Source organism: Pseudarthrobacter sp. TRD_SC_9 (assembly GCF_055361265.1).
Genome location: NZ_CM143956.1, coordinates 263,829 through 284,253, shown reverse-complemented (window position 1 = coordinate 284,253; position 20,425 = coordinate 263,829). Strand labels below are relative to the sequence as shown.

General features: G+C 62.4%; 24 protein-coding genes. 11 read left to right on the top strand and 13 right to left on the bottom strand.

Annotated features, from left to right (window positions below; all coding sequences use genetic code 11):
- Positions 1-70: 70 nt before the first annotated feature.
- From kdgD to ACWA13_RS01295, 3 genes are read left to right on the top strand one after another with little or no spacing between them, the layout of a single operon-like run.
- A complete protein-coding gene (gene kdgD / locus ACWA13_RS01305; protein WP_463936240.1) occupies positions 71-985 on the top strand; it encodes a 5-dehydro-4-deoxyglucarate dehydratase in 915 nt (304 codons plus the stop codon).
- A gap of 32 nt (positions 986-1,017) precedes the next feature.
- Positions 1,018-2,631, top strand: a complete 1,614-nt coding sequence (locus ACWA13_RS01300; protein WP_463936238.1) for an aldehyde dehydrogenase (NADP(+)) — start codon at positions 1,018-1,020, stop codon at positions 2,629-2,631.
- A complete protein-coding gene (locus ACWA13_RS01295; RefSeq protein ID WP_463936236.1) occupies positions 2,628-3,956 on the top strand; it encodes an enolase C-terminal domain-like protein in 1,329 nt (442 codons plus the stop codon). The genes ACWA13_RS01300 and ACWA13_RS01295 overlap by 4 nt, the downstream gene beginning before the upstream one ends.
- A 58-nt stretch (positions 3,957-4,014) precedes the next feature.
- Here ACWA13_RS01295 and ACWA13_RS01290 read toward each other — a convergent pair whose 3' ends face one another.
- Positions 4,015-4,593, bottom strand: a complete 579-nt coding sequence (locus ACWA13_RS01290; RefSeq protein WP_463936234.1) for a TetR/AcrR family transcriptional regulator — start codon at positions 4,591-4,593, stop codon at positions 4,015-4,017.
- Positions 4,594-4,779: 186 nt separating this feature from the next.
- Here ACWA13_RS01290 and ACWA13_RS01285 point away from each other — a divergent pair, with 186 nt between their 5' ends.
- Positions 4,780-5,652 (top strand): poly(ethylene terephthalate) hydrolase family protein, encoded by an 873-nt coding sequence (locus tag ACWA13_RS01285; protein WP_463936232.1) that lies wholly within the window; start codon positions 4,780-4,782, stop codon positions 5,650-5,652.
- A gap of 139 nt (positions 5,653-5,791) precedes the next feature.
- On the opposite strand, the gene ACWA13_RS01280 is transcribed toward ACWA13_RS01285, so the two are convergent.
- The gene (locus ACWA13_RS01280) at positions 5,792-6,307 is read right to left on the bottom strand and encodes a hypothetical protein (protein ID WP_463936230.1); all 516 of its coding nucleotides are present in this window, start codon (positions 6,305-6,307) and stop codon (positions 5,792-5,794) included.
- Positions 6,308-6,496: 189 nt separating this feature from the next.
- On the opposite strand from ACWA13_RS01280, the gene ACWA13_RS01275 reads away from it, so the two are divergent.
- The 3 genes from ACWA13_RS01275 to ACWA13_RS01265 all read left to right on the top strand — a co-directional run bounded on the left by ACWA13_RS01275 (position 6,497) and on the right by ACWA13_RS01265 (position 7,683).
- Complete coding sequence (locus tag ACWA13_RS01275; protein ID WP_463936228.1) at positions 6,497-7,030, top strand: DUF6328 family protein; 534 nt, start codon at positions 6,497-6,499, stop codon at positions 7,028-7,030.
- A 63-nt stretch (positions 7,031-7,093) separates the two neighbouring features.
- Positions 7,094-7,231, top strand: a complete 138-nt coding sequence (locus tag ACWA13_RS01270) for a DUF6766 family protein (RefSeq protein WP_463936226.1) — start codon at positions 7,094-7,096, stop codon at positions 7,229-7,231.
- A complete protein-coding gene (locus tag ACWA13_RS01265; RefSeq protein ID WP_463937985.1) occupies positions 7,210-7,683 on the top strand; it encodes a DUF6766 family protein in 474 nt (157 codons plus the stop codon). The genes ACWA13_RS01270 and ACWA13_RS01265 overlap by 22 nt, the downstream gene beginning before the upstream one ends.
- 18 nt (positions 7,684-7,701) lie before the next feature.
- On the opposite strand, the gene ACWA13_RS01260 is transcribed toward ACWA13_RS01265, so the two are convergent.
- On the bottom strand, positions 7,702-8,838 hold the full coding sequence (locus ACWA13_RS01260) for a glycerate kinase (RefSeq protein ID WP_463936224.1): 1,137 nt from the start codon (positions 8,836-8,838) through the stop codon (positions 7,702-7,704).
- Between the two features lie 212 nt (positions 8,839-9,050).
- Here ACWA13_RS01260 and ACWA13_RS01255 point away from each other — a divergent pair, with 212 nt between their 5' ends.
- Complete coding sequence (locus ACWA13_RS01255; RefSeq protein ID WP_463936222.1) at positions 9,051-9,314, top strand: hypothetical protein; 264 nt, start codon at positions 9,051-9,053, stop codon at positions 9,312-9,314.
- A gap of 6 nt (positions 9,315-9,320) precedes the next feature.
- Here ACWA13_RS01255 and ACWA13_RS01250 read toward each other — a convergent pair whose 3' ends face one another.
- From ACWA13_RS01250 to ACWA13_RS01240, 3 genes are all read right to left on the bottom strand, one after another.
- Positions 9,321-10,067, bottom strand: a complete 747-nt coding sequence (locus tag ACWA13_RS01250) for a glycerophosphodiester phosphodiesterase (RefSeq protein ID WP_463937984.1) — start codon at positions 10,065-10,067, stop codon at positions 9,321-9,323.
- Positions 10,068-10,136: 69 nt separating this feature from the next.
- Complete coding sequence (locus ACWA13_RS01245; RefSeq protein ID WP_463936221.1) at positions 10,137-10,382, bottom strand: hypothetical protein; 246 nt, start codon at positions 10,380-10,382, stop codon at positions 10,137-10,139.
- Between the two features lie 84 nt (positions 10,383-10,466).
- A complete protein-coding gene (locus tag ACWA13_RS01240; protein ID WP_463936219.1) occupies positions 10,467-11,291 on the bottom strand; it encodes a Cof-type HAD-IIB family hydrolase in 825 nt (274 codons plus the stop codon).
- A gap of 137 nt (positions 11,292-11,428) precedes the next feature.
- On the opposite strand from ACWA13_RS01240, the gene uraD reads away from it, so the two are divergent.
- Both uraD and uraH read left to right on the top strand, forming a co-directional pair.
- On the top strand, positions 11,429-11,926 hold the full coding sequence (uraD, locus tag ACWA13_RS01235) for a 2-oxo-4-hydroxy-4-carboxy-5-ureidoimidazoline decarboxylase (protein ID WP_463936218.1): 498 nt from the start codon (positions 11,429-11,431) through the stop codon (positions 11,924-11,926).
- The gene (gene uraH / locus ACWA13_RS01230) at positions 11,923-12,264 is read left to right on the top strand and encodes a hydroxyisourate hydrolase (protein WP_463936217.1); all 342 of its coding nucleotides are present in this window, start codon (positions 11,923-11,925) and stop codon (positions 12,262-12,264) included. Before uraD ends, uraH begins: the two co-directional genes overlap by 4 nt.
- Here uraH and ACWA13_RS01225 read toward each other — a convergent pair.
- Together ACWA13_RS01225 and ACWA13_RS01220 are read right to left on the bottom strand one after the other, a co-directional pair.
- A complete protein-coding gene (locus tag ACWA13_RS01225) occupies positions 12,249-12,782 on the bottom strand; it encodes a GNAT family N-acetyltransferase (protein WP_463936216.1) in 534 nt (177 codons plus the stop codon). The two genes, uraH and ACWA13_RS01225, sit on opposite strands and share 16 nt — an antisense overlap.
- Positions 12,783-12,800: 18 nt before the next feature.
- The gene (locus ACWA13_RS01220; protein ID WP_463936214.1) at positions 12,801-13,604 is read right to left on the bottom strand and encodes an aminotransferase class IV family protein; all 804 of its coding nucleotides are present in this window, start codon (positions 13,602-13,604) and stop codon (positions 12,801-12,803) included.
- Between the two features lie 25 nt (positions 13,605-13,629).
- Between ACWA13_RS01220 and ACWA13_RS01215 the strand changes: the two genes are divergently transcribed.
- Entirely contained in the window at positions 13,630-14,016 is a 387-nt protein-coding gene (locus ACWA13_RS01215) for a MerR family transcriptional regulator (protein WP_463936212.1), read from the top strand.
- Positions 14,017-14,346: 330 nt separating this feature from the next.
- On the opposite strand, the gene ACWA13_RS01210 is transcribed toward ACWA13_RS01215, so the two are convergent.
- The 5 genes from ACWA13_RS01210 to ACWA13_RS01190 all read right to left on the bottom strand — a co-directional run bounded on the left by ACWA13_RS01210 (position 14,347) and on the right by ACWA13_RS01190 (position 20,109).
- Complete coding sequence (locus ACWA13_RS01210; protein ID WP_463936211.1) at positions 14,347-14,574, bottom strand: hypothetical protein; 228 nt, start codon at positions 14,572-14,574, stop codon at positions 14,347-14,349.
- 293 nt (positions 14,575-14,867) lie between these two features.
- Positions 14,868-16,676, bottom strand: a complete 1,809-nt coding sequence (locus ACWA13_RS01205) for an anthranilate synthase family protein (protein ID WP_463936209.1) — start codon at positions 16,674-16,676, stop codon at positions 14,868-14,870.
- Positions 16,666-17,331: an isochorismatase family protein gene (locus ACWA13_RS01200; RefSeq protein WP_463936207.1), complete on the bottom strand. Its 666-nt coding sequence runs from the start codon at positions 17,329-17,331 to the stop codon at positions 16,666-16,668. The genes ACWA13_RS01205 and ACWA13_RS01200 overlap by 11 nt, the downstream gene beginning before the upstream one ends.
- A 2-nt stretch (positions 17,332-17,333) precedes the next feature.
- On the bottom strand, positions 17,334-18,518 hold the full coding sequence (locus ACWA13_RS01195) for a 3-deoxy-7-phosphoheptulonate synthase (RefSeq protein WP_463936206.1): 1,185 nt from the start codon (positions 18,516-18,518) through the stop codon (positions 17,334-17,336).
- A gap of 76 nt (positions 18,519-18,594) precedes the next feature.
- Positions 18,595-20,109 carry an MFS transporter gene (locus ACWA13_RS01190; protein ID WP_463936204.1) on the bottom strand — a complete coding sequence of 505 codons (1,515 nt, stop codon included), beginning with the start codon at positions 20,107-20,109 and terminating at the stop codon, positions 18,595-18,597.
- Positions 20,110-20,425: the final 316 nt, after the last annotated feature.

Below are 20,425 nucleotides of genomic sequence, written 5' to 3'. Positions count from 1 at the left end.
TTCTGGGATATGGCTGCATCATCGATCACCCCACGCCTGCAACATTGGCGCCAAATCGGAGGACAAAATCATGGCAAAGTATTCACCCCAGGAACTCGCGGACACTCTCAAGGAAGGCTTGTTGTCTTTCCCCGTGACCTCGTTCGACGCAGAGCTGCAGTTCGATGAGGAGAACTACCGCAAGCACTTGGCCTGGCAAGTGAGCTTCCCCGTGGCGGGCCTGTTCGCTGCCGGTGGCACCGGTGAGGGCTTCTCCCTTTCAGCGGCCGAGTCCGAGCGCGTGGTCCGCACTGCCGTGGAGGAAGTAGGTGGGCAGGTTCCTGTGCTCGCCTCCGCCGGCGGATCCACTGTCCAGGCCATCGAGAATGCCAGGGCGGCCGAAGCTGCCGGTGCCGAAGGCATCCTCCTGCTGCCCCCGTACCTCACGGAGGCAGACCAGGCCGGCTTGATTGAGCACGTCAGTGCAGTTTGCCGCGCGACTTCCCTGGGCGTCATCATCTACAACCGCGCCAACGCAATCTACAAGGACACCACCGTTGCCACCCTGGCGGACCGGCACGAAAACCTCATCGGCTTCAAGGACGGTGTGGGCGACCTTGAGCACGACGCCCGCGTCTATGCCAAGCTTGGTGACCGGCTCTTCTACCTGGGCGGCCTCCCCACTGCCGAGACCTTCGCACTGCCGCTGCTGCAGCTGGGCATGAGCACCTACTCCAGCGCTATGTACAACTTCGTCCCGCAGTTCGCACTGGACTTCTACCAGGACGTGCGCAACAACGACCGTGTGGCCGTCAACAAAAAGCTCAACGACTTCGTGATCCCATACCTGGACATCCGTGACCGCGTGAAGGGCTACTCGGTCTCCATCGTCAAGGGCGGGCTGGATGCCATCGGCCGGTCCGCCGGCCCCGTCCGTCCGCCGCTGCAGAACCTCGCAGAGCAGGACCTCGCGGACCTCAAGGCCCTGATCGCCCGCGTTTCCTGATTCCGATCACCGTTTCACAGGAGGAACCCTTCATGACTCTTACCGGACACTCCCTGATTGCCGGACAGACCGTCGTCGGCGACGCGAAAAAAGCCTTCGGCTTCAACCCGGCTACCAACGAACAGCTGGATCCGCCCTACTCGCTCATCACTGAAGAGCAGCTCCGCACAGCGACCGCCGCAGCGGCCGAGGCCTACCCCTCCTTCAGCACGCTGGAACCGGAAACCCATGCAGGGTTCCTCGACGCCATCGCGGATAACATCGAGGCCATCGGTGAGGAGTTGATCACCCGGGCCAGCCAGGAAACAGGCTTGCCCACCGCCCGGCTGCAGGGCGAAAGGGCGCGGACCACCGGCCAGTTGCGTCTCTTCGCAACGGTCGTCCGCAAGGGCGACTTCCGTGGGGTCCGCATTGACCCGGCGCTGCCCGAACGTACGCCCCTGCCCCGCGCGGATATCCGCCAGCGCCAGATTCCGCTGGGACCCGTTGCCGTCTTTGGTGCCAGCAACTTCCCGTTCGCTTTTTCGACGGCGGGCGGAGACACTGCCTCCGCCCTGGCTGCCGGCTGCCCGGTGGTTTTCAAAGCACATAATGCCCACCCCGGAACCGGCGAACTCGTCGGCCACGCCATCGTCAAAGCCGTCCAGGACTTCAACCTCCACCCCGGCGTCTTCTCCCTGGTCTACGGCCCCGGCGCCAGCATCGGCCAGGCTCTGGTCGCGGACCCCGCCATTAAAGCCGTCGGCTTCACCGGGTCGCAGACAGCCGGCATCGCCCTGATGAAGACGGCCGCTGCCCGCCGCGAGCCCATCCCCGTCTACGCGGAGATGTCTTCGCTGAACCCGGTCTTTGTCTTTGAAGGTGCGCTGAACGGCTCCGCCGAACAGATCGACGCGCTGGCACAGCAGTACATCACCTCCGTGACTGCCAGTTCCGGCCAGCTCTGCACCTCCCCCGGCCTGCTCTTCGCCCCCGCCGGCGAGGCAGGCGACAAACTTGCAGCCGCCGTCGCCCGCGCAGTATCAGCGATCCCAGGGCAGACCATGCTCACCGAAGGCATCGCCGGATCCTGGAACGCCGGCACCGAAGCCCTCGGCAAGGCAAAAGGCGTCGACCTCATCGGCAAGGGGCAGGAGGGTGCAACACAAAACGCGCCGGCCCCCGCAATCTTCGGAACCCAGGTCCACGACTTCGTCACCAACCACGTCCTGCACGAGGAAATCTTCGGCGCCGCGTCCCTGGTGATCCGCTACGACACGTCAGAGGACCTGCTCCAGGCCATCAACGGGTTGGAAGGCCAACTCACAGCTTCACTGCACCTCACCGAATCGGACTACCCCACCGCAGCGCCCCTCATCCCGGCACTGGAGCAGAAAGTGGGCCGCATCATCATCAACGGCTGGCCCACCGGCGTCGAAGTCGGCCACGCCATGATCCACGGCGGCCCATTCCCCGCCACCTCCGACTCCCGCACCACCTCCGTCGGAACCCTCGCCATCAACCGCTTCCTGCGCCCCGTCGCCTACCAGAACCTCCCCCAGGAACTCCTCCCGGTTCCCCTGCAAGACGCGAACCCCTGGAAGGTCAACCGCCTCATCGACGGTGCCGTAGTCCTGGCAGAAGATAAAGCACAGGTCAGCGCATGAGCAACCAGCCAACCATCGCCGGGGTCGAAGTAGTCCCGGTAGCAGGCCACGACAGCATGCTGATGAACCTCAGCGGCGCACACGGCCCCTTCTTCACCCGCAACGTCGTCATCATCACCGATTCGCACGGCCGAACCGGACTGGGTGAAGTTCCCGGCGGAGAAAAAATCCGCACCACCATCGAAGAAGCCGGACACCTGATTGCAGGCAAGCCGGTGGCCCGCTACCGCTCGCTCCTGCGCGAAGTGGCAGCAACGTTCGCTGACCGGGACGCCGGTGGCCGCGGCCTGCAGACCTTCGACCTGCGCACCACCGTCCACGCCGTCACCGCCGTCGAGTCCGCCCTGCTTGACCTGCACGGCCAGTTCCTCGGCGTCCCGGTCGCGGAACTGCTCGGCGACGGGCAGCAGCGCACCTCCGTATCGATGCTCGGCTACCTGTTCTTCATCGGTGACCATGCCCGTACCGACCTTCCCTACCTGGTGGAGGACGCGCCGGCCGACCGGTGGGAGAAGCTCCGCCGCCAAGAAGCCATGACGCCGGAGGCCGTCGTCGCCCTGGCAGAAGCAGCCCAGGAACGCTACGGCTTCAGCGACTTCAAACTCAAAGGGGGCGTGCTGTCCGGCGACGACGAAGTCGATGTGGTGACGGCTCTGGCCAAGCGCTTCCCCGAAGCCCGCGTCACGCTCGATCCCAACGGCGGCTGGCTCCTGGAAGAAGCCATCCGGCTGGGCAACCGGATGCAGGGCGTCGTGGCTTACGCCGAGGACCCCTGCGGGGCCGAAGGCGCGTTCTCCGGCCGTGAAGTCATGGCCGAATTCCGCCGCGCCACCGGCCTCAAGACGGCAACCAATATGATCGCCACAGACTGGCGGGAAATGTCCCACGCCATCCGCAGCAACGCGGTGGACATCCCGCTGGCCGACCCCCACTTCTGGACCATGCACGGCTCGGTGCGCGTGGCCCAGATGTGCCACGAATTCGGCCTCACCTGGGGATCCCACTCCAACAACCACTTCGACATTTCCCTGGCCATGTTCACCCACACCGGCGCCGCAGCACCCGGTGAAATTACCGCCCTGGACACGCACTGGATATGGCAGGACGGCCAAGGCCTCACCAAGCAACCACTGCAGATCAACGACGGCGCCATCAAAGTCCCGACCGCCGCCGGCCTTGGAATCGAACTGGACCGCGAAGCCCTGGACAAGGCACACCAGCTGTACCTGGCTCACGGCCTCGACGCCCGCGACGACAGCATCGGCATGCAGTACTACATCGACGGCTGGTCCTTCGACCCCAAACGGCCCTGCCTCGTCCGGTAGGTGCGGGCTGTAAGGGACCCAGGTCAAGAACTTTTCCGGAACACTCTGGAGTCGACCGCTAGCGGACAGACGACGCTTCGGAATCCAAAAACGCCTCAAAGGCTGCAGTCACCCGTTCTTGGTCACCCGTAACAAGCAGGTCAGTCATCAGCCCTCGCATCACGGCGAGGATGATAGTAGCCGAGGTCATTGACTCAGATTTCGAGCGGCCCGTGCTTTCGATGGCGCTGGCAATGAGCTCCGTACGCCTCCGGATGGAACGCTCCACGGCGCCCGCGTATAGGGGTGATCCGTACAGGCTACTACCAGTGATGGCGATGAAAAGGCGCACGTGCCGCCGCCCCTCAGGAGCCAGCGCACGGTGCCACATAGCGCGGAGCGGGTGCTCATTGCCAACGACAAGGTCCGGAGACGAAAAAGACTCCGTGAGCACCCGCTCCACGATCTCGGCGATGAGTTTGTCACGGGACTCAAAATGGTGGACGAGCGTTGCGTGGCTCACCCCGACAGCATCTGCGATCTTGCGCAAAGTAAGGTCGCTCAGTCCAAACTCGAGAGCGTGCTCGGTAGCCGCGCTCAACAGCTCCGCGCGGCGGTGTGCATATCGCAACCGCCGGCCATCGATTGATTCCTTCACCAAGATGACACTAGACCTCACCCACCCAAGATGACAGATGGGGTTCTTTCCTCAAAAATAGCTTGACCAGTTGGTAGAGCATCTGTAGCGTGCACATTGACCAATCAAAAGCTGGCATCGCCGCCCCTTCGCGAGCCCACGTGCGGACGAATACAGGCACGAGCCCGATTCTCTTAAGGACAGTGAATGTTGAAAAACACGGGTAGGCATCACGCGAGACTTATGGCGATTGCGATGGTTATCGCAGCGACCGTCTTTGGCATCCAGGTACCCGCCCATGCTGCGACGAATCCCTACGAGCGCGGTCCGGCGCCCACCACGGCGAGCATCGAAGCCACCCGCGGGTCGTTTGCAATTGCTGAGACCACGGTCTCCCGCTATGCCGTGAGCGGGTTTGGAGGCGGCACCATCTATTACCCCACGACCACCAGCGCGGGCACCTTCGGGGCAGTCGCGATCTCGCCGGGATACACCGCACGCCAGTCCAGTATTTCCTGGCTGGGGCCGCGCCTCGCGTCGCAGGGCTTTGTTGTGTTTACCATCGACACCATTTCCACCTCCGACCAACCGAGTTCGCGCGGTGATCAACTTCGGGCCGCCCTGAGCTACCTCACCACCAGCAGTTCGGTCCGTAACCGGATAGACCCGACGCGTTTGGGCGTTATGGGTCACTCCATGGGAGGTGGCGGGTCACTTGAGGCCGCAAAAGACGACCCCAGCCTGCAGGCAGTGATCCCGCTCGCTCCGTACAACTCCGACAAGACCTGGCCAGAAGTGGTGACGCCGACGTTGATCATCGGCGCGGAGGACGATCAGACCGCACCCGTCAGATTGCACTCCGAGCCGTTCTACGAGTCACTCTCGGCAGCGCCCGAGAAGGCATATCTGGAACTGCGCGGCGCCAGCCATTTCGCCCCCAACAGCTCTAACACCACCATCGCGAAGCACAGCATCTCGTGGCTGAAGCGTTTTATCGACGACGACCTGCGCTACGAGCAGTTCATTTGCCCTCCGCCTGCCTTAAGCCTGCAAATCAGCGAGTACCGCAGTACTTGCTAACCACCCCGGTACCGGGCATTGGCTGCGATCATCGCTGACATCCCATGACGGGAGTAGTGGGATGTCAGCGATGACTGTGGTGCACGCTGATACTTCCCAGTGATCAGTTCTTATGTGAGGCCCAGCTCCGTGCCGGCGGCTATTCCGCCGTTTCCTCCGTCGGCTCCGATGTGAAGGGAACCCCTGGCGGGCGTTCCTCGGTGTTGCCTTCGTCCATTTCAGCATCGGAGGACGGCCGGATGACGTCCTCATCCTCAACGTCTTCTCCACTGTCCTCGGGTTCCCCCGCTTCCACCCCTGCATCACCAAATCCCTGCCGGCCTGTTGCCTGGTCCGCCGCAGATTCCTGCTGCACCGGCTCGAAGCCGGGCTCTCCCGCTTCCATTTCCGCGTGGCTTTGATCATCGGTCCCGCCAAAGCGGCCGGCTCCCGGTTCACCCGAGCTGTCCTGTTCCTCCGGATCAAAATGGCTCAGGGTCGGCGCGGCAGTGGGGTACCGTTCGCCGTCGGACGTGTCCTGGTTCAGGCCTGCGGCGTCAAAGTCTTCTTCTTCGCGTGGCTGGGCAAATTGCTGGCCGCCCGCCTCCTGCTCTGCGGTGGGAGTGCCGTAGCCGCCGACTTCCTCTTCGGGCTCGTGCTGCTGGTTCTCGCTCATATTTCCTCCTGTACCGTTCACATCAATCGCCATTCCCCTCGACGCTAACGCAGCCCTCGGCGCGCGTCCATGCTTTCCACCAATTTAGTCAGTAAACTTACCAAATCATTGAAAGCGCTGCGGCATCGGCCTAGGTTTGGAGCACCGGGGACGGGCTGAAATTTCACAACGGGCTGCGAAGGAGCGGTGATGTCGAACCTGCAGGCAAACGCGGAGAGTGGCCGGAACGAGACGCGCGAAGAACGGATGGACCGTAACTGGGGCGAACTCCTTCAGGAACTGCGCGTACTCCAAACAGGCGTCCAGATCCTCGCCGGCCTGTTGCTGACCCTCCCCTTCCAGGAACGGTTCACCACCCTGGACGACTTCCAGATCCGGCTCTACCTCACCAACGTAGTGATCGCCTCGCTGACCACGGCATGCATCCTGGTCCCGGTCAGCATCCACCGACGGCTGTTCCGCAAGCGGCTCAAGGAAAAGCTGGTGACCAGCGCGAACATCCTCACCAAGGTAGCGCTCGCCGGCGTCGGCTTGTTGAGCACGGGGACGGCAGCGCTGGTCTTTGACGTTGTTGCCGGGCGGACGGCCGGACTGATCGCCGGAGGAGTCCTGCTGGCCGTACTGCTGGTCATGATGGTTTATGTGCCCAGCAGACTGAGCAGGGGCGCCGTGACCACCATCGATGGTTCACCAACACACCGGGGAGGGACTGAAGATGAGTAAGTGGGTTAAGGAACACGGCCCGCTGCTGGTTAACCTCGGGCTGTTCGCAGGATTTCTGGCGGAATGATCCTGACAGGTGCCGCGAACCACAACGAGGAGCAGTCAGCACACGGCCAGCCCGCCGTCTCCGTTCTCGGCTTTATGGGTACGGGTGAATTCATCGAGGCGACCTTTGAAAACTGGGAGTCGGAATTCCTCTAGATGGGCATGTACGTGGTGCTCACATTTTCCTGTTCCAGAAGGGTTCCTCGGAGTCCAAACCCATTGGTCCCGAGGCCGACCAGGACGCGGATCGGCGGGATACGTTCGCCAAGGAAGACATTCCGGGCCCGGTCAAGAAGGGCGGGCCGGTGTTGAAGGTTTACGAGCACTCCCTGTCCATCCTGCTGTTCAGCCTGTTCTTCGCTTCCATAGTGCTGCACGCGATCGGCGGCGCGGATGCCTACAACGAGGAGCAGCAGGTGCATGGCGGGGAGACCGTCACGGCGCTGCAGTACGCGGGCACCAGCCGTTTCTGGTTCGAATCATTCCAGAACTGGCAGAGCGAATTTCTGGCCGTTGCGGTGCTGGTGGGCGCCTCGGTGTACCTGCGCGAAAAGGGCTCGCCCGAGTCTAAACCCGTGGACGAGCCGCATTCGGAAACCGGCGCCTAAGACGCCCCGTGCCGCGTGTCAGGCTCCTTCGAGGACCTGGGTGGTCGCCCGGGTGAGGTAACCGGCAGCATTTGCGACGGCGTCATCCGGGCTTGCCGCGATGTCGAGCAGTTGCGCGGCGGCCTCGATCCCGTGGCCGGCCAGCTCCTCCAGCGTCACCAGGATCCGGCCCGCCACCACTATCACCGGAATCCCGCGTTCACGGGCGGCATGCGCCAGGGCAATGGGGGCCTTCCCGGTCAGGGACTGCGAATCCATGGATCCTTCGCCGGTGATCACCAGATCGGCCTGCTCCAGCTGCTCCGCCAGCCCCGTAAGGCCGGCCACCAGTGCAAAGCCGCCTTCCAGCCGGGCATTGGTGAAGGCAAGGAAAGACGCCGGGAATCCGCCTGCCGCGCCGGCTCCCGGGATGTTAACGTCCCGGCCGGTTGCTTCGCGCAGCACCGATGCCCAGTTGCGCAGGCCGGCGTCGAGCTGTTCAACGGCGTCCTCGTCGGCTCCCTTTTGCGGTCCGAACACATGTGCCGCGCCATCCGGACCGTACAGCGGATTCCGGACGTCCACCGCAATCCGGAAAGTAACGGCGGCAAGGCGCGGATCCAGTCCGGAGACGTCGAGGCTCACGACGTCGGCAAGGAAGCCGCCGCCCAGCGGCACCACATTGCCGGCGGCATCGAGCGGTTTCAGGCCGAGCGCACGGAGGGCACCGCTGCCGCCGTCGGTCATAGCCGAACCACCGAGTCCCAGCACAATTTCGGTGGCACCGGCATCCAGTGCCGCCGCAATGAGCTGGCCGCAGCCGTAACTGTGCGCGCGGAGCGCGTTTTCGCGGGTGGGTTCAACGTGCGCCAGCCCGGAGGCCTGCGCGGTTTCGATGACGGCGGTGGTGCCGGCCGTGGCAGTACCGGCGTCGTTTTTCCGGAGTGCCCAGGCTGCTCCGACCGGCGCCAGCACCGGGCCGACCACCGCGTTCAGCCGCTCTTCGTAGCCGGCTGCGACGGCCGCCTCCAATGTTCCTTCGCCGCCGTCGGCAATCGGGAACTGGGTGGCAACGGCATCCGGGTACACCCGCAGGGCACCCTCGGCGATGGCACTGGCAGCTTCGGCAGCGGTAAGCGAGCCCTTGAATTTGTCCGGGGCAATAAGAATGCGCATGGGTACATCCTGCCAGCTACCTCGGGGAAAGCGCTTGCCGCGGCGGTCGGCACCCCAATATTTCTTCACCTTCCTCAGCAGGGGCTCGAAGTGAGGAACAACCTGGGCGGATTCCTTGTCGTTTATGGAATAATCGTAAGCCTGCTGATTATTCTGGTGTTGGCCGCCCCGGGTAGCGGGACAGTCGCACCCTTACGAGAAGGAGTACGCAAATGGGAATCGGAGACAGCATCGGCAAGGCCGCCGAAAACGCGATGGAGGACCTGGCCGGAACCTCCACCCCGGCGGAGGAGGCATCAAAGAGCGGGGACAAAGCCGGAAAGGAAGGAACCGTCCCGGACCCGGCAGACCCGAACGACGACGTCGAAGTTCACTCCTCGCTCAGCGAAGGCTCCAACGCGATGGACAAGGAGCGGCAGCAGGAAGGCGAACCGGACACTTCGGCCCCGGGGTCACTGCATAACGACGGCGAATAGTCCCGGCTAGGCGCGAGCCCACTCACCGCGCTCCCGCAGCACATTCCGGAGCAGGTCCGCCCGGTCCGTGACCAGCCCGTCCACGCCCAGGTCCAGGAGACGGCGCATTTCCGCCGGATCGTTGACGGTCCAGACGTGGACCTGCTGGCCGGCTTCGTGCGCGCGGCGAACCATACCGGCGGTAACCACCGGCACAAACCACTGCCGCACGGGCACCTGCAGCGCATGGACATTGCGCAGCAACCGTGACATGAGCGGGCGCCTCAAGCCCGCCGGAAGCAGCGGCCCCAGAAGCACAAACACGGCATTCGTCACCACCCCGGCGGACGAAGCCACCGGACTGCCGAGCCGCCGCAGGACGGCCCGGCGTCGGCGGTCCGAAAAACTGGCCACCAGGACGCGGTCATGCAAACCTAGTTCCTCAATCGCCTGCGCCAGCGGCCCGACTGAATTCCAGTCCTTGACGTCCAGATTCAGCTTTACGTCGGGAAACTCCGCCGCCAGCTGGACGAGTGTGGGCACCGGCTCACGGCCGCCAATCCTGGCCTTGCCCACTTCAGCGCTGGACAGTTCCGCGATCTTTCCGGACGTACCGGTGACACGGTCAAGGGTACTGTCGTGGAAAAGCAGAACCACGCCGTCGGACGTGGTGTGGACATCCGCTTCAAGGTACTGATACCCGAGTGCGACGGCGGCACGGAACGCGCCCAGCGAATTCTCCAGTCCCTCCTGCGAAAACCCACGATGCGCCATGGCAATGGTTCCCGGCGGGAGGAAGAACGGCAGCGGATCAATCACATTCTGAAGCGTACTCCGCGCAGGTCAGCCGTGCGGCAGAATGTCCACGCCGTCGCTGCAGTGCAGCAGGGTGCGTCCGCGGCCCTCATCCAGGTGGACCCAGACGGTGCTGTGGTCCGGCGTCATGTCTTCGACCAGGCCGCCGGTTTCAAACCCGGGAGCGAGGCGGACCTTGACGCGGTCGCCCGGCCGGAGGTTCTTCCAGTGCGAGGCCGGCTGGGCCAGGTGCTCTGGTGCGTCCAGCAGTTTACGGCTTGTTTTGCGTCCCATGATTTCCCCAGAATCTTCGTCGTCGCCTCATGAACTGAGCTTTACCGTAAACCCCTCAGGTGAACGCGAGGTGATACCCAGGTGTCAGTTATGAACGGAGGAGATGCCAAGCGCCGCGAGCCTGGCCTCAAGGACCTGGGCCACACCGTCGTCGTCAAAAGCGGGCGCCAGCTGCCCTGCCGCCCGGATGGCTTCAGGGTGCCCGCTGGCCATGGCATATCCGTGGCCGGCCCAGCGGAGCATCTCGATATCGTTGGGCATGTCCCCGAACGCCACCACGTCAGCGGCGTCGATGCCCAGGGATTGGGCATACTTGGCCAGGGCAACGGCCTTATTGACGCCGGACACACAGATCTCGAGCATGGCCACGTTTGGCGCCGAATGCGTCACGGCGGCCAGATGCCCGACGGCGGGAGCCACTTCCGCGAGGAAGTCATCCGCGCTGCCCTCCCGGACCACCGCCAGGAACTTCACGACGCCGTCATCGGCAGTAAGGGTCTGGGCCAGGGGTGCCGGGGTGAACTGGGCCAGCAGCTCACTGGAATCGTTTTCGATGAAGCCGGGCTCCAGGTGGAAGCCGGTCAGGGTTTCGGCTGCGAACAGGGCTGACGGGTGAAGTGTCTTGATGACGCGGCGTATCTCCATGACATCGTCCAGGGCCATCAGCTCCGCCGAGATGACGCGCTCCGCGTCGAAGTCCCACACCACCGCCCCATTGGAGCAGATGACGGTACCGGTATGCCCCATTTGTTCCTCGAGCGGCTTGAGCCAGCGCGGCGGCCGGCCGGTGACGAACACCAGCTGGATACCCGCCCTCCGGCAAGCATGGAAGGCACGAATGGTTCGGCTGCTGATTCTGCCGTCGTGCCCCAGAATCGTTCCGTCCATGTCACTCGCTACCAACCGCATCCCGCCAGTCTACGATGGACCGCATCGTGGCCGCAGTTGACGCAGGACACACCGAGTCCAGTAACATTACGTTATTCGGAATTTTAATTCCGCTATATGAAATACTCTGCTGGAGATGTCCCGAAGAAGGGTGCCCGATGTTGCTCGCCGAATTCAATCAGGCCGACCGCGCCGCCGCGGAATCCGTCCTGCGGCCCTGCCTCGATATCCAGCGTTGGATACACGAGGTGGTGGACGCCCGGCCGTTTGGCACTGTGGCTGAGCTCAGGTCGGCCGCTGCAGATGCCGCCCGGCCCTTCACGCCTGACGAGGTCGAATCAGCACTGGCCCACCACCCCCGCATCGGCGAGAAAGCAGCCGGCAACAGCACCGAAGCCAGGTTCTCCCAGAAGGAACAGCAGAGCCTGGGCGAGGCGAGCGCCGAAACCATGGCCGCCCTCGCTGCCGGCAATGCTGAGTACGAAAAGAAGTTCGGGCAGGTTTTCCTGATCCGCGCGGCCGGACGCAGCAAGCCTGAAATTCTGGAGGCCCTGCAGGAACGGCTGGGGCACACGCCCGCCGAGGAAGAACCCATTATCCAGGAGCAGCTACGGCAGATTGCCCTGCTCCGGTTAGAAGGAGTTATCAGCGAATGAGCGTTTCATTCATCACCACCCACATCCTGGATACCACCACCGGGAAGCCCGCAACAGGTGTCCCCGTGGCCCTGCTGGCCAGGAATTCAGCCTGCTGGGAGACCATCGGCAAATCGGTCACCGACACCGACGGCCGGGTTAAGGACCTCGGCCCGGAAGCGCTTGAAACCGGCACATACCGCCTGGAGTTCCAGACGGCGTCGTACTTTGAGTCGCTCGGAACAGAAACCTTCTTCCCGGAGGTGGTGCTGACCTTCTCCGTCCGGGCCGAGGAAGCGCACTACCACGTACCACTGCTGCTCAGCCCGTTCTCGTTCTCCAGCTACCGCGGCAGCTGAGGCAGGGAAGCGGGCGGCAGCTCCTTGGCCATAACCAGCCGTGGCCAGGCATGCAGCCCGTGGGCAATCTCGGCAGCAACAAGCCGCCGGATTTCGTCCGTCCAATGCGCTTCCGGAACCTCACTGAAACCAAGCCGCGCGTAGTACGGGGCATTCCAGGGAACGAACCTGAAAGTGGTCAACGTCAGCCGTCGGGCGCCGGAATTCCTTGCCCACTGCTCAAGATTTTCAATGAGGCCCCGGCCAATGCCCTGCCTGGCAGATGAGGGGAGCACCGTCACCTGCTCGATGTGCACGTCGCGCTCCATGACGCCGGCAAGGAGATAGGCAACGGGCTGGCCTGCACTGCCTTCAGTAACCCAAGCGTGTCCTGCACTGGCATAGGACCGAAGCACGCTCAAGGCGGGCGGATCGTCGTCAGCTATCGGATCCATCCCAAGGGCACGGAACATCTCCCCCGCCGCGACCTCGATGTCCCGGAGGTGCTCCAAATCATCGCTCTCAGCAAGTCGGATCATTGGCCCATTCCATCACGGCTACTCAAGGCTGACGGGCGGCTCCGATGCATACGCCTCGTGCAGGAGGTCAGTCAGCTCACGGGCCTCGGCAAGCTTATGGTCAGCGACGCGTTCAATAGGGATGCCCGGACTCCACGAATTCATCACCGCGGCAGCAAGTCCTTCGCTTAGGTCCGCTGTACGGATCGGGCGGGTGACTTGCTCAACGGTGCGGGCGGACAATTGGCGCTTCAGGATCTGCATGGTGATCCCGGGCAGCACCTCAGCTTGAGGCCAGATCACTGATCGCCCGTCCCAGAACGCAATGTTCCATGTCGTTACTTCGCTGAGGTAGCCAGAGGCATCTGCGAACATGGCGTCGTCGAAGCCGCGCTGATTGGCGTAGCGAAGAAACTGGGTCTTTGCTACTTCCCCTACATGCTTGACGTGCGGAAGGTGTCGTGAATGAGACACGACATCAAGGGATAGTGGTCCTGTGGACGGCGTGACGGGGTCCGTGACTTTCATGAGCACGTCGAGCTCCGCCTTCCCCTGACTTCGCATGAACTCCCCAGGCCGTGAACTGACAAAGACAGTCAATGAGACGTCGGGCGGCGTGGACCTGACGGCGGACGAAAGGAGCTCGCGGATGTGCTCGTCTGGCAGGTACCGTCCGAAGAGCTCTTCACTGGCGGTGCGCAGACGGTCGAGGTGGAGATCAAGTCCAGGGACTGCCCGATTGCGCACCTGCATGGCTGTGAAGTGCGCGTACCCCGCGAACGCCAGCGGGGCAAGGTCGTCAATGCTGGCAGGCTTACCGTTGAAGTACGTTTTGGAGATCATGCATACAACGTAGGAGTTGACACTAGTGACAACTGCAAGCGCCGAGGGTTTGCTCCGGGTGGGAGAGCTCTCAGCACGTACCGGGGTCAGTGCCAGGCTGCTGCGCTATTACGAAAATCAAGGCATTCTTCCGGGGCACCGGTCATCGACCGGGCAGAGACTGTTCGAAACCAGCGCCGTTGAACAGGTCCTGCACATCCGTGAGCTGCTTGGAGTTGGGCTACCCATCCGCGTCATCCGTGACCTGATGGACTGCATCTATGAACCTGGCCGCCTGGCCCCCTGCGCTGTACCCGTCCTTGAGGAGCACCTCAACGACTATGACGCTCGAATTGCCTCGCTTCTCAGCACGCGAAGGTCACTCCAGGGACTCATTGACGCCTCAGGCGCTCCGGGCTCACCTGGCGGTTGAATGATGCGCTCAGCCAGGGCCACTGACTCCTCCTGCCCCGCCCCCGCAGGTGGTTGGTCAGGAGCGGTCGTCAGTTTCGGCCTGCTCTGCTGGAAACCGGCGCTGCCCAGCGCTAACCGGCAGGCTTAGTGCATTCGAAAACCTTTTCAGTTCCCTGAATCAGCTAGCTCTCCACAATCTCGATGGCTACCAGGTGCCGCACGCCGTTCCGGCCTTTGGATTGAATCCGGGACTTTTAGATCGAAGTTCCTCGATAGTGCCAATAATGCGTTCATCACGAGGTTTGGTGGTCCGTAGAGATGCACAGTCCGGGGCAGCTCACAATCGAAGTTAGGACGGGCCAGCTCGTTTCCTTGGAACGATATTCACATCAACCCACATTTCGTGCTTTAGGGATTTTTCGTACATGGTGCGCTGTTGAGCTCCGTATGGCGCCAGCCACAGGATGGAGGAGTCAGCCATGGCGTCTTCGACGACACCTCGCGCAAGCGTTTCTCCCTGTCGGCGTATTTCAACGGGCAGCCCGATCAGATTCTTCCAGTCGAGGTACTTGTCCATCAGTGTTCTTTCGCTAAGGCAGCAGACGCAGCTCAGTCAGAGCCGGATGCCGGCGTGTTTGGTTTCCCGTAGGTTCTCCTGGCCTTGGGTGCGGCCTTCGCGGCCGAGGCCCGATTGATCGTGCCGCCGAAGGGCGAGGTGCCCTCCCAGGCAAAGGATCCTTTGGCGAAGGACGGGCGGCGTCTGCTGGACGTCAGCGAACAAGCGAGGAGGCCCCGGGATATACCGGGAACCTCCTCGCCAAAGTAAACGCGGATCCGGTGTATCCGGACCGGTTGACCGCGTCCTATTGGTTACGCAGCGGCAGCGAGGTCACTCACGAGAGCTGCAACCGACCTGCGTAACACCTCCGCCCCGTCCACGCTCAGAATGGATTCCGGATGAAACTGCAGGCTGATGATCCCATGAGTCCGGAGCGCATAAATCTCCTCCGTCACCGGGTCCCGGGCCACTTCCACATCAGGGCTATGCTCCCCGGTGTCGTAGGCACTGAACGAGTTATAAAAGCCCACCCGCACTTCCTCTCCGAACAGTGAAATGTTCCGCTGGCTTCCCTGATTGGGCTGGGGAAGGCGCCTGACCTCGAAGCCGAGTTCCCGGCTGACCAGCTGGTGGGACAGGCACACAGCCAAAGTGGGAATCTGCCGTGTTTCCACCACCCACCGGGCCAGTTTCCGGGCTGAGCTGATCCGGGGATCGGACTCGTCGTTGGGATCACCGGGACCGGGCCCCAGCACCAGCAGGTCAATGCCTGCGAGTTGTTCAGGCGTGGGAGTTCCGGTAACCACGGAGACTTCCAGCCCCAAGGATTTCAGATGGGCTGCGAGCATTCCCGTGAAGCGGTCCTCATGATCGACCACTACCGCTTTGAGCTTCCCAGCAGCACCGTCATGCCGGCCACCGGCCCTGACCCAGAAGCCGGCGACGTCGTGAACCCTCTCCTCCAGGATTTCGATCGCCAGGGAGCGTAATGCTTTCTGGTTCGGACGGGAAAACGCCGCCAGCACTCCGGAAACCTTTGCCACTGTTTCAGCTGCTTCCATCGCCGGGTCCGAGTCCCTGACGATAGTGGAGCCAATCGGAATCGAGACTTCACCGGTGGTTTCAATGCACGCCGTCCGGATAAGGATGGCTGAATCAAAGCTTCCGTCCCCACCACCCCTCACATGGGCCAGCACCCCGCCCAGATAACTCCGCGGACTCAGGTCGTTGCGGTGGGCCATGCGGAATGCTGACTCAAGCGGGCTGCCGAGGACAGTCGGCGCTACCAGGGATCCGCGCAGTGCCGCCGTCCAGGGCAGCGAGCTGTATCCGTGGATGTAATACTCCGTATGCGCAAGGTTGGACATGAAGCGCAGGTTCGGCTCTGAGATCCACGGCCGGTCATCACAAAGGTCCGACATGATCTTCAGTTCCTCATCAACCACCATGTACAGCTCATTGCGCTCCTTGGGGTCCTGAAGGAAGGTCCGCATGGAGCTTTCATCAGGACCCCCCTTCGGGAACCGGTATGTTCCCGAGATCGGATTCATGGTGGTCAATCCGTCAGTGTCGCGTTTTAGATGTACTTCCGGGCTGGCACCGATCAGGGTGTGGTCCGGGAAATGAACCAGGAACGTCCAGTAGGCTCCGGATTCGCCGCGGAGCAAGGACCGGAAAATCGCCATCTCCGTCTCCACGTCCCTGGAGGCAATCCGGCCGCGGTACGTGCGGTGCAGCACGAAGTTGGAACCGTGGCCGGCCCGGATTTCGTGATCCACCACCGACCGGACCCGCTCTGCATAATCCTCATCGCTGACATCGAATTCCCCGCCATGAAGTCGGGTCTCTAATGCTTCACCGGTCAGGAGGAACTCCTCAACGCTCCATTCCCTGTGGCCCAGCACCCGGATTGCGGAGACATGCCGGCGGGCCAGTCGCTCGGGGCCGGACATGGGCCTGTTCCCCCACAGCGCCTGGCGGAACGGCAGGGCAAGGATCAGCTCATCGGACTCACCCTGGGCCTGCTCAATGTCATCAAACAGGGCGGAATCGCCGTCGTAGCGGTGTACAACGCCGTCCTGCATGATCAGCGCGAATGCATCGTCACGGTCAGCTTTCATTGTTGCTTTCCCATTCGTTCAAGACAGTTTCAGTAGGTACCACCCGCGCAGAGGTGCGGGCCAGGTAGTGAAGAGTGTTCAGATGCTGGTTACGGTCAAAATCAGCCACAGCATCTGCCAGGACGAAGGTCTCGATGTCGCGGGTGTAGGAATCCAAAGCCGTAGCCAACACTCCGACGTGGGCATAGATACCGCAAATGACCAGCTGGCTCCGGTCGATCGCGCGCAGATGCTCTTCCAGCGTTGAACGCGCGAATGCCGAGTACCGCCACTTATCCAGCACAAGATCCCCGGGCTCCGGGGCGAGACGGTCAACGACACGGCGGTGTTCGGGTGCAACCGTCATTCCCGGTCCCCAGAAATCCTTCAGGAGGCCGCGCTGCTCTGGTGTCATGTTGCCGGGCTGCGCTGTGTAGATGACCGGTATCCCGAGTCTCCTGGCCGTCGTGATGGCCCGTTCGATGTTATCGACCAGGCCGGCGGCAGGCTGTTCCTGAACATCGAAACGATGCAGGAAGTAGTGCTGCATGTCATGGACCAGCAGCACCGACGTGGCAGCCGACGCCTGCCAGTGCACCACCGGTTCGGGATACTCGTCGGGCCTAGGGGTGTCGTAGCTGATCGTCTGTGCCTGATCCCAGTGAACGTTGGTCATGGCTACGCCCCCATCTGCCAGTGCTTCAGCACATCCAGTGCCTGCCGGACGGTCAGCCGCGGATCGCAGAGCGTGGTGTATGGGTCGTCGCCATACCGGGTCTCCTCTTCATTGACCAGGCATTCCCTGACATCATCGATGGTCGTTTCCAGATGCACTCCCCCGACAATCACACCGGCGGCCTGTGCAATCTCCTGGAACCGGACCAACTCATGCCTGATGTCCTCCACGTAACGTGTCTTCCGTCCGTCGGCGGCGGTAACAGTGTTTGCATGCATCGGATCGCACAGCCAGATAACCGGCTGTCCCTGGCGCTTTACTGCCTCCATGAGCTCGGGGAGCTTATCGATGGCCGCGCCCATACGGGCGATCAGCATCAGCTTGTCGGATTTCCGTTCGGGATTGATGGCTTCAACCAGTTCAACCAGTTCCTCCGGGGTGGTCGTGGCCGCGACTTTGCATCCAACGGGGTTGATGACGGCAGCCGCCAATGCCACATGGGCGTGGTCAATCTGGTTTGTCCGCGCCCCGATCCACACGGTGTGGGCTGATGTCAGCATCACCCGTCCGTTGGAGGTGGGCCTGATCTGCGGAAGCTCGTAATCCATCACCAGCGCTTCGTGGCTCGTCCAGATCTTCTCGGCGTTCCTTGAGCGGAGGTGCCCGGTGATCAGCTCCGCCGCCGCCCGTGCCCTCACCAGACGCTCGGACTCGTGTTCCCGCGCTCTGGCTGAAGGGTAAGGGTCATTCACCAGCGCTCCGCGGTACGTCGGGATCAGTGAGCCGCTGACTGTTTCGTGAGTCTGTGAACGGGGCTTGGCGAACTGCCCGGCAATACGCCCGATACGCAGCACCGGCAGGCCCGTGGTGTGTCTGAGAAGCTGACTCATGATGTCCAGGGCGAGGACTTTCTGTTCCACGACATCCTGAGAGGTATCGGTCATAGGTTCAGCACAGTCACCGGCCTGCAGGATGATCGACCCGCCCTCAGCTACCTCCCGGAGCCTGCTCCGGAAATCAAGGATTTCAGCCTCCGTCACCAGCGGCGCCGACTCTTCGAGGGAAGCTATGGCTTCACTGTGTTTGTCATCGCCACCCCAGTCCGGTTGCTGTTGTGCCGGCAGCGCGGCTATGGTGTTGCGTATTTCTTCGACAGGCGTGATCAGGGCAGTGTTGTTGCTAGACATTCGAGTCTCTTTCCAGTGAAAAAGTGGCAATAAGGTTTTGGTGAGCCGAGGCTGCTAATGAAGTCTGCTGTGATGCTCAGACGTGCTGGTCCTGGTCTTGGTGCTGGCGCTGGAAGTCGGAAGTCTTGGGAAGCCAACGGATGGCGAGAATTCCCAGGCCGATGCAGATCACTGCAGCCGCGGCCGCGACCGTATGGAACCCGGTGAGGAAAGCCTCCTGTGCCTGCATGAACGCTTCTGATCCGGCGCCGTGGCGGTCCAGGACTTCACCGATGCCGCTTTCTTCGCCGGGGTACACCGCGCGGAAGACCACTGTGGCCAGCGATCCCAGCAGGGCGATTCCGAGGGCGTTGCCAATCTCGTTGCTGGTTTCGGCGATGGCACCGGCGGATCCGGCCCGTGACTCCGGAACGGCTGAGACAGCGGTATCGGCGACAAGGCTGAAGGAGATACCGAAACCGACGCCGGCCACCATGGTTGAGGCCACGTAGAACAGCGCACCTGTGGTGTCGTTGGTGAACAACAGCAGCAGCATTCCCAGGCCCATGGAGAAGTGACACAGCAGCAGGGCCTTCCGGACACCTACCTGTTCGACCAGACGCGGTGTCAGTACGCACGTGAGCGTCAGGACAATGGCGCCCGGGATGGCCAGGAGTGCGGCGTCCAACACGGACAGGCCCAGCACCGACTGCAGGTAGTTCATGCTCAGGTACGCGGCCGCCGACCATACAAACAGTGAAAGCAACCCGGTCAGGATCGCCACCGCGAAGACGTGCTCTTTGAACAGGCCCGTATCGAGCAACGGAAGCTGTAGTCGCTTCTGACGGCGGATGAACACAACAGTCAGCGCAAGGCCGGCTGTGATCGTTACGGCGCTCAGGCCGTCGATGCCGTAGGTGGCAGCGTGTTTGACGCCGTAGATTGCGACCAACAGGCCGATGGAGGACAGAACCACGCTGAGCAGGTCGATCTTTCCCGGACGGGAGCCATGGACTTCTTTCAACAGAACCGGTGCAAGGCACAGGAACAGCACGATGACAGGGATGTTGATGAGGAAGACCGAGCCCCACCAGAAGTGGTTCAGCAGCAGGCCGCCGACGATGGGACCGATAACGAACCCTGCAGCGAATGTCGCGGCGAAAATACCGATCGCCCGGGCACGCTGTGCCGGGTTCTGGAACAGCTCACTGATGACGGCCAGGCAGGAAGGCAACAGTGTTGCGCCGCCCAGGCCCATCAGCGCCCTGGAAGCGATCAGCAGTTCAGGGGTCGGAGACAGTGCTCCGCACAGGGATCCGATGCCGAAGACTGTGGCTCCGATGAGCAGGAGCTTTTTCCTGCCGAACCTGTCGCCAAGATTGCCGAAGGTGATAAGCAGCGAGCCCACTGCGAAACCATAAATGTCCAGGATCCAGAGGCTTTGATCTGTGGTGGGCCGGATGGCCTCATTGATGCTGGGCATGGCCAAGAAAAGGATCGAACCGTCCATGGCCACCACCAGGACCGGGCCAAGGGTGGCAATAAGGCCCCACCACGATCTGCGTGGGGCTGAATCTGTTTTAGGTTTACCGCTCTGCTGAATGACATCCATGTCCTTCATGCTTGGAGATCAGCAGGGGTACAACAAGGCCACAGTCTTGGGTACTCGCAGCAATGGATACACCGGCTATGAGTACCCATAACAGGTGTACCCGCCAGTGGACTCTGCCGCGGTGCTTATTGTCGTGTCACAGGGCAGGAGTTCGGCCATGGTTTTGCTGCAGAGCCCGGCGCCAAAGAGTACATGCCTCTCCCAAGAATCAGGTCTTGCGGTACAAGCATGATGACCGCACCAACCCCGCCCCGGTGAGGTTAAGTGATCAGGCTGGGGTCGACGTTACCCCTGTCTGTGAACGCAGGCCGGCTGC

Excerpts from the sequence above, each read along its gene's own strand:
- ACWA13_RS01195 (WP_463936206.1), bottom strand. The coding sequence starts at position 18,518 with ATGTCTAGCAACAACACTGCCCTGATCACGCCTGTCGAAGAAATACGC.
- ACWA13_RS01300 (WP_463936238.1), top strand. The coding sequence starts at position 1,018 with ATGACTCTTACCGGACACTCCCTGATTGCCGGACAGACCGTCGTCGGC.
- ACWA13_RS01220 (WP_463936214.1), bottom strand. The coding sequence starts at position 13,604 with ATGATCTCCAAAACGTACTTCAACGGTAAGCCTGCCAGCATTGACGAC.
- ACWA13_RS01295 (WP_463936236.1), top strand. The coding sequence starts at position 2,628 with ATGAGCAACCAGCCAACCATCGCCGGGGTCGAAGTAGTCCCGGTAGCA.
- ACWA13_RS01225 (WP_463936216.1), bottom strand. The coding sequence starts at position 12,782 with ATGATCCGACTTGCTGAGAGCGATGATTTGGAGCACCTCCGGGACATC.
- ACWA13_RS01260 (WP_463936224.1), bottom strand. The coding sequence starts at position 8,838 with ATGCGCATTCTTATTGCCCCGGACAAATTCAAGGGCTCGCTTACCGCT.
- ACWA13_RS01210 (WP_463936211.1), bottom strand. The coding sequence starts at position 14,574 with ATGGACAAGTACCTCGACTGGAAGAATCTGATCGGGCTGCCCGTTGAA.
- uraH (WP_463936217.1), top strand. The coding sequence starts at position 11,923 with ATGAGCGTTTCATTCATCACCACCCACATCCTGGATACCACCACCGGG.
- ACWA13_RS01255 (WP_463936222.1), top strand. The coding sequence starts at position 9,051 with ATGGGAATCGGAGACAGCATCGGCAAGGCCGCCGAAAACGCGATGGAG.
- uraD (WP_463936218.1), top strand. The coding sequence starts at position 11,429 with ATGTTGCTCGCCGAATTCAATCAGGCCGACCGCGCCGCCGCGGAATCC.
- ACWA13_RS01280 (WP_463936230.1), bottom strand. The coding sequence starts at position 6,307 with ATGAGCGAGAACCAGCAGCACGAGCCCGAAGAGGAAGTCGGCGGCTAC.
- ACWA13_RS01240 (WP_463936219.1), bottom strand. The coding sequence starts at position 11,291 with ATGCGGTTGGTAGCGAGTGACATGGACGGAACGATTCTGGGGCACGAC.
- ACWA13_RS01245 (WP_463936221.1), bottom strand. The coding sequence starts at position 10,382 with ATGGGACGCAAAACAAGCCGTAAACTGCTGGACGCACCAGAGCACCTG.
- ACWA13_RS01285 (WP_463936232.1), top strand. The coding sequence starts at position 4,780 with ATGTTGAAAAACACGGGTAGGCATCACGCGAGACTTATGGCGATTGCG.
- ACWA13_RS01190 (WP_463936204.1), bottom strand. The coding sequence starts at position 20,109 with ATGGATGTCATTCAGCAGAGCGGTAAACCTAAAACAGATTCAGCCCCA.
- ACWA13_RS01275 (WP_463936228.1), top strand. The coding sequence starts at position 6,497 with ATGTCGAACCTGCAGGCAAACGCGGAGAGTGGCCGGAACGAGACGCGC.
- kdgD (WP_463936240.1), top strand. The coding sequence starts at position 71 with ATGGCAAAGTATTCACCCCAGGAACTCGCGGACACTCTCAAGGAAGGC.
- ACWA13_RS01200 (WP_463936207.1), bottom strand. The coding sequence starts at position 17,331 with ATGACCAACGTTCACTGGGATCAGGCACAGACGATCAGCTACGACACC.
- ACWA13_RS01205 (WP_463936209.1), bottom strand. The coding sequence starts at position 16,676 with ATGAAAGCTGACCGTGACGATGCATTCGCGCTGATCATGCAGGACGGC.
- ACWA13_RS01270 (WP_463936226.1), top strand. The coding sequence starts at position 7,094 with ATGATCCTGACAGGTGCCGCGAACCACAACGAGGAGCAGTCAGCACAC.
- ACWA13_RS01250 (WP_463937984.1), bottom strand. The coding sequence starts at position 10,067 with ATGGCGCATCGTGGGTTTTCGCAGGAGGGACTGGAGAATTCGCTGGGC.